Origin of the sequence: uncultured Capnocytophaga sp. (assembly GCF_963525585.1) — a bacterium.
Classification (GTDB): Bacteria; Bacteroidota; Bacteroidia; order Flavobacteriales; family Flavobacteriaceae; genus Capnocytophaga.
Genome location: NZ_CAURLX010000070.1, coordinates 1 through 5808 on the forward strand (window position 1 = coordinate 1; position 5808 = coordinate 5808).

At 40.0% G+C, this 5808-nt stretch carries 5 protein-coding genes and 1 pseudogene; 2 read left to right on the forward strand and 4 right to left on the reverse strand.

The genetic code is table 11. The features are described from left to right. Both RYK20_RS10510 and RYK20_RS10515 read right to left on the reverse strand, forming a co-directional pair. A pseudogene (locus tag RYK20_RS10510) lies at nt 1-454 on the reverse strand (alpha/beta hydrolase); the annotation flags it as partial. A gap of 7 nt (nt 455-461) precedes the next feature. Continuing rightward, nucleotides 462-1526: a Fic family protein gene (locus RYK20_RS10515; protein WP_314895383.1), complete on the reverse strand. Its 1065-nt coding sequence runs from the start codon at nt 1524-1526 to the stop codon at nt 462-464. Nucleotides 1527-1785: 259 nt separating this feature from the next. Here RYK20_RS10515 and RYK20_RS10520 point away from each other — a divergent pair, with 259 nt between their 5' ends. Both RYK20_RS10520 and RYK20_RS10525 read left to right on the forward strand, forming a co-directional pair. Beyond that, nucleotides 1786-2148 carry a KilA-N domain-containing protein gene (locus tag RYK20_RS10520; RefSeq protein WP_314895384.1) on the forward strand — a complete coding sequence of 121 codons (363 nt, stop codon included), beginning with the start codon at nt 1786-1788 and terminating at the stop codon, nt 2146-2148. 24 nt (nt 2149-2172) lie between these two features. After that, complete coding sequence (locus RYK20_RS10525) at nt 2173-3408, forward strand: WG repeat-containing protein (RefSeq protein ID WP_314895385.1); 1236 nt, start codon at nt 2173-2175, stop codon at nt 3406-3408. Nucleotides 3409-3627: 219 nt separating this feature from the next. Here RYK20_RS10525 and RYK20_RS10530 read toward each other — a convergent pair whose 3' ends face one another. Beyond that, nucleotides 3628-4422 (reverse strand): DUF6291 domain-containing protein, encoded by a 795-nt coding sequence (locus RYK20_RS10530; protein WP_314895386.1) that lies wholly within the window; start codon nt 4420-4422, stop codon nt 3628-3630. Between the two features lie 1169 nt (nt 4423-5591). Next, on the reverse strand, nt 5592-5808 hold a 217-nt coding region (locus RYK20_RS10535), incomplete at its 5' end, for a hypothetical protein (protein WP_314895387.1).

Below are 5808 nucleotides of genomic sequence, written 5' to 3' on the forward strand. Positions count from 1 at the left end.
ACTCTTGTATCTGAAAAGTGCTTATACATCGGTGACCATAAAGTCCTGTAAGGTACAGAAGTACAGGATATTGCGCTTTTTCCTTGTTTATAGGAGCTTTTACTAAGGCATTCGAACGCTTGAATTGCAACGGATAAAGCAACGCCTTCGGAATATGTAAAAGCTCTGAAATAGCCTCGCTCACCTTTGTAGCTTCAGGGATATAAGGGGCGTAATCGTGGTGAGAGGTATTTTCGGCAGGGTACCACACTTGTATAGGGATTTGTCTGACTTGGTGTTTATCAGTGATGAAAATCTCCTCCCTATTAGGGTCGGTTACACAGTAAGTTACTGTACCAACAGCATACGTGCCCGTAGGTTTTGCAAAAAGCACAGGGCGGAATATATAGTAACCCCCTCCTACGAGCAATAGCAATAGTATGGTGATAAGGATATACATCTTTTTCTTTTTCATTTGCTAATTATATTGAGGTAGTGGCAAAGATGCGCAATGAACCATCTGTTTCTTTGCGTTGTATATAGCCTTTGAGGGTCATTTGGTGTAATTGTTTCTTTACTGCTGCGGTGGCTATCCCTGCTTTTTGTGCTAATTGCTCAATAGTAATCATCGGGTTTTCTCCAATAGCTGTAAGCATTATAGCAGTTGATGGACTACGAAAGACAATGCGCTGCCCGTCATACCACCATACCTTAGCAGAGGTTTCTGTAGCAAAGGCAATCATATACTGCAATTCTGTGACAACTAATTTTTTAAAGAAGACCGAGAAAGGAGCTATTTGCGCCAAAGTAGCTTGCGCACCTTCTGAGGGACTTAGTCCTACTCTTACATCGGCTTGGTGGAGCGCATCTAAATATTGCTGTTTGTAACGATGCCTCACTACAAGCATTGGCAAACCGTGGCGGGCTAAAATGTAATTGACCATCAGTCGGGCTATGCGTCCGTTACCATCTTCAAACGGATGTATGCGAATATAGCGATAATGAAATAAAGTAGCTAATTCTACCGCAGAGAGCTTTCCTGCTGTCTCAGCCTCGTTATACCAATCTACAAGGTCGGTCATCAGGGCAGGAGTTTCTTGAGGAGAAGCATACTCAAAGCGGTCGCCATAACGGGTAATCACACTATTAGGACGTGTTTTATAGCTCCCAGCGTGAATTATGTAGCTGCTAATAGTACCATCGGGCAAGGTTTGATATACTGTATAGTCTTCTCTTAATAGGGTTTGGTGTAGCAAACGGATAAAATGTTGGGTAAGAGGTTTGCGTTCAGAGAGTTCTTCTTTAAGCATTTGTAAACTAGCCTCGCTGGCTTTCATATCCATAAAATCCTTCATATTTCCTTCACCGCTTACTTTCCCAAAGAGTAAGAGCAATTCCGTTTGTCCATAAGTGAGCGTATTTCCCTCTATATGATTACTATTATAGTTATAATCTACAGTAAAACGCTGAGAGAGTAAATATTCCTTACGCTTGCTAAGAGGCTGTAAGGCTTTCCACTGCTGATATAGATGAGTTATTCTATCCATAATATATTTTTTTGCACTCAAAGGTAGCCACAGGCTACCTTTAAACGGTATAATATGCAAAAGTACATATTATTTTTTACTTAACCTACTAATTTGTAGCTTTTGAAAAAACGCTCCCAAGCAAGAAGACCACTAAGGATATAAGGATATACATCTTTTTCATTGACTAATACAGTGAACAAGTTCTGTTTTCAAGCTACAAAAATAAGGATAATTGATGGATTTTCCTTATCTTTGTACTTTCAAAAACCTTTCTAATATGTCAAAAAGCAAAAAGCTCAATGTACAAGGTAATGAGATAACCATTATTGAAAATAAGGGCAAAGAATATATTTCTCTTACCGATATGCTGAAAGCCAAAGATGGTGATTTCTTTATATCTGATTGGTTACGTAACAGAAATACTGTAGAATATTTAGGTATTTGGGAAAGTGTATATAATCCCAGTTTTAATTATGGCGAATTCGCCATAATTAAAAGTCAAGCGGGACTTAATAGTTATAAAATCAGTGTGAAAGAATGGGTTGAAAAGACGAATGCAATAGGACTAAAAGCGACAACAGGTAGATACGGAGGAACTTATGCCCACCCTGATACTTGTAGCTCGTGCCAAACAAATTAATAAATCAGTAAATTAAAAAACATAATGAAAAAAATTCTTTTTTTATTAAAACTAACCTTGCTGTTGTGTAGCTTTACGGGGTTGACACAACCTAAATACTTTATCTTTGAAGAAAAGGGTAAGTTAGGATTGGTAGATTTGCAGGGGAAAACAGTGTTAGCCCCTACTTTTAATTCTATAGAAGAAAAACAACCATACTTCTTTGCTTGTAGTAAAACAAAAGGCTGTTCAGTATATAACGAAGATTTACAACTCGTTCTTAAAGGGGATTATAACTCTATAGAACTTGGCTGTGAAGGTCAGTTTATTGTTGAGAAGAATGGAAAGTATGGGGTGGTTTCTGAAAAAGGTACTATAATACTCCCCTTAAAATATTCATTTATAAACTCTAACAAAAATGGGTATACCGTAAAACTTAATGGGAAAGTAGGTCTTTTTAACCTTGAAGGGAAAGAAATTATCCCTATAAGCTATCACTGGATTTACACCGATAAGATAGATGATAATATTCCTATTGTAGCAGAATTGGATGGCAAAGAGGGATATATCAATACTAAAAATGAATGGGTGATACCTCCTACCTACAGAGATGCTTTCGCTTTTCGACAAGGTTTGGCTAAAATAAGGGAAGTGAGAGATTACATATATTATATCAACCTTAAAGGAGAACCTGTTATTCAAGATTTTGATGCCAATGTGATTGAACCTTCTGACAACACTTACATAGTAGGTGTACGTAAGGAATGTAAGTATATGATCTATGATTTGAATGGTAATTTGTTAGATACCTACGATCTTTTAAGAAACAATTGGAGTGATGATGCTATTTTCGCGGTTAAAAAAGGGGGTAAATGGGGCTATATAGATGGCTATGGCAAGGTAATAATTCCGTTAGAATATGAAGAAGTCCGTAATTTTAGCGAAGGTTTGGCTGCGGTGCGCAAAGATGGTAAATGGGGGTATATCAACCTAAAAAATGAGGTAGTGATTCCGATTGAGTTTACTAATAGAGGGGTAGGCTCCTTTAAAAATGGGGGGGCTGAATACTATACTGATAGAGGTGCAGGTCTTATCAATCTGAAAGGAGAAATAATAGCTGAACCTAAATATAATAGTATAGAATACGTAAGAGAGAACGTTGCTATAGTATCTTTTGATAGTTATTACTATCTATACGATTTTGTAAAAGAAAAGAAACTAAAACGCCTTGAAGAAATAAGAATTGAAGAAGTTCTTATTGATGAACCAAGATGTGACTAATTGACAAATGTCCTCCACTAGCAGGTGCGGGGGCGAGTCGCCCCTGACAATTTTTTTCTTTTTGGGGTGATAAGAATAATTACCTGTGCGAGGTGTGAAGCCACACAGGGGCGGGTCGCCCCTGACAATTTTTTTCTTTTTGGGGTGATAAGAATAATTACCTGTGCGGGTGTGAAGCCACACGGGCGATTTTCTTTCTTTTTAAGGTTATAAGAATAGTTACCAGCCTTGCAGGTTAGCGAGGATATCCGAGGCGGTCTGTCGTCCGCATACATAAGGCTCGTGACGAGCGTTCTGACGGGTGAAATTCCCATTGCCTCCAGCAGAAGCATAGCCAGCTTGAAACACTGAGTTTTTCCAGTTTTTAGGGCGCTTCTGCGCTTCTTGAGCCTCTCGCTGTTCCCACGAATGAACGGCAGCCTTCCAGTTTTTCATAGGCTGGGAGCCCATCTGCCAGTCTCTAGCGCTATAGAACTCATAGAAGAGCGCCCCAGAGATGCCATTGCCCCGCTCTCGGCAGTAGGCTTCTATCTCGGCGATAGTAGGGGGTGTAAAGCCTCCTGTAGCAGTGCTTTCCCTATCTTGAGGGACGGCATTGTCTCCAGAAAAAAACGCTCTCTCCTCGTCTTTTGCAGAAAAATTTTCTTTCCCCTGAGCAAGTCTCTCTTCTTTTATACGGGAGCTCTCTTGGGGTGTATCCTTCGGGGCGGAGTGGTTAGCCTTCTTCGGAAGGGACTTTTTGTCCTCTTGTAAGTTTTTGTTTTTCAAGGGTCTGCCTCCTTTTTTTCCGGCTTGGCTACGGGCTTGGGATACCGAGAGGTATTTTTCTATATCTCGGTCGATGGTCTGCTTGATAAAGGCAAAGGCGACACTCGCCAGCGGGGAGAGTTCCTTAGGGGCGGTGCCAAAGGCATAGGCGGTGATAGCTTGGTAGATTTCCAGCTGTATGGTATCGGGCAGGTCGTTAAGGACGTTTGCCCAGTCTTTGTAGAATATAAAAGTTTCTTTTTTCATAAAAGTTATGGTTCTGGGGCGAGTCGCCCCTGACAATTTTGGGGCGGGTCGCCCCTGACATTTTTTTCTTTAAGAGTGTGAAGCCGGTGTGAAGCCACACGGGCATTTTTTTGCTAAAAATAAATTCTCAGAGGCGAGTCGCCTCCCGTACGGGCGTTTTTTTCTTTTTGGTGTTATAAGAATAATTACCTGTGCGGTTCGCACCGACTCGCCTCCCACACGGGCAATTTTTGCTTTTTATGAACTATAAGAATAATTACCTGTGCGGTTCGCACCGACTCGCCTCTTTTTCTTTTTGGGGATAAAAAATAATTGTCAGGGGTGGCTCACCCCTCTTGGGGCTTTATGTTGGTAGAGATAGTAGAGAAGAATAGCATAAGTGAAGTAGTTGTTTTTACACCGCAAAATTACGACTAAAATCCGTGAAAAGCAAACACTTTAGCGGTTAAACAAAGAATAATTATTTGTTATCTAGTGTTAATTACAACAATCTCCCTCCTCCACTGGGTGCGAAGGTGCGAAGCCGCACGGGCGTTTTTCTGCTCGCGCCAGCAAGTACGAAGCCGTACAGGCATTTTTTTGCTAGAAATAATTGTCAGGGGGTACGAAGCCGTACGGGCATTTATAATTGTCCGAGGCGACCCGCCTCCCGTACAGGCATTTTTTTGCTAGTAAATTGTCAGGGGTGACTCACCCCCCTCTTTTCTTTTTGCGCGGAACTTTTTTCTTTTCTTTATTTTTTTTCCATTTTTAGTCAAAGAATTTTCCCTTAAAAAAATAAAATAAAAAAATTTCTTTTTCCATTTTTAGCCAAAGGATTTTCCCTTAAAAAAATAAAATAAAAAATTTTTTTCACTTACCTTGTGGAGAGGGTGAGCGTCCTTATATAGACTCTCTCTCATTATCATTTATATGTACATTTATATTTACATTATCATTTACATTCTCATTAAGGAGGCAATTGCTTTTTTTGCTTTTTTATCCTTTGCAAAAAAATTGATTTACAGTGATTTATATTGTGTGAAGCCACACGGGCAATTTTTTTCTTTTTGAGGTTATAAGAATAGTTACCTGTGCGGGTGCGAGTCGCACAGACGTTTTCTTTCTTTTAGGAATAAAAAAATAATTGTCTGAGGCGACCCGCCTCCCCCCGCCAGCAGGTGTTTTTCTCAGAAAGCAATTGCTTTTTTGCTTTTTATCCTTTGCAAAAAAATTGATTTACAGTGATTTATATTGTGTGAAGCCACACGGGCAATTTTTTTCTTTTTGAGGTTATAAGAATAGTTACCTGTGCGGTTCGCACCACGAGCAGAATGCTCGCGCCAGCAGGGGGTCAGGGGTTCTATATAAGTTCCCGACGGCATCAGGAACTTTATAAATCGTCTC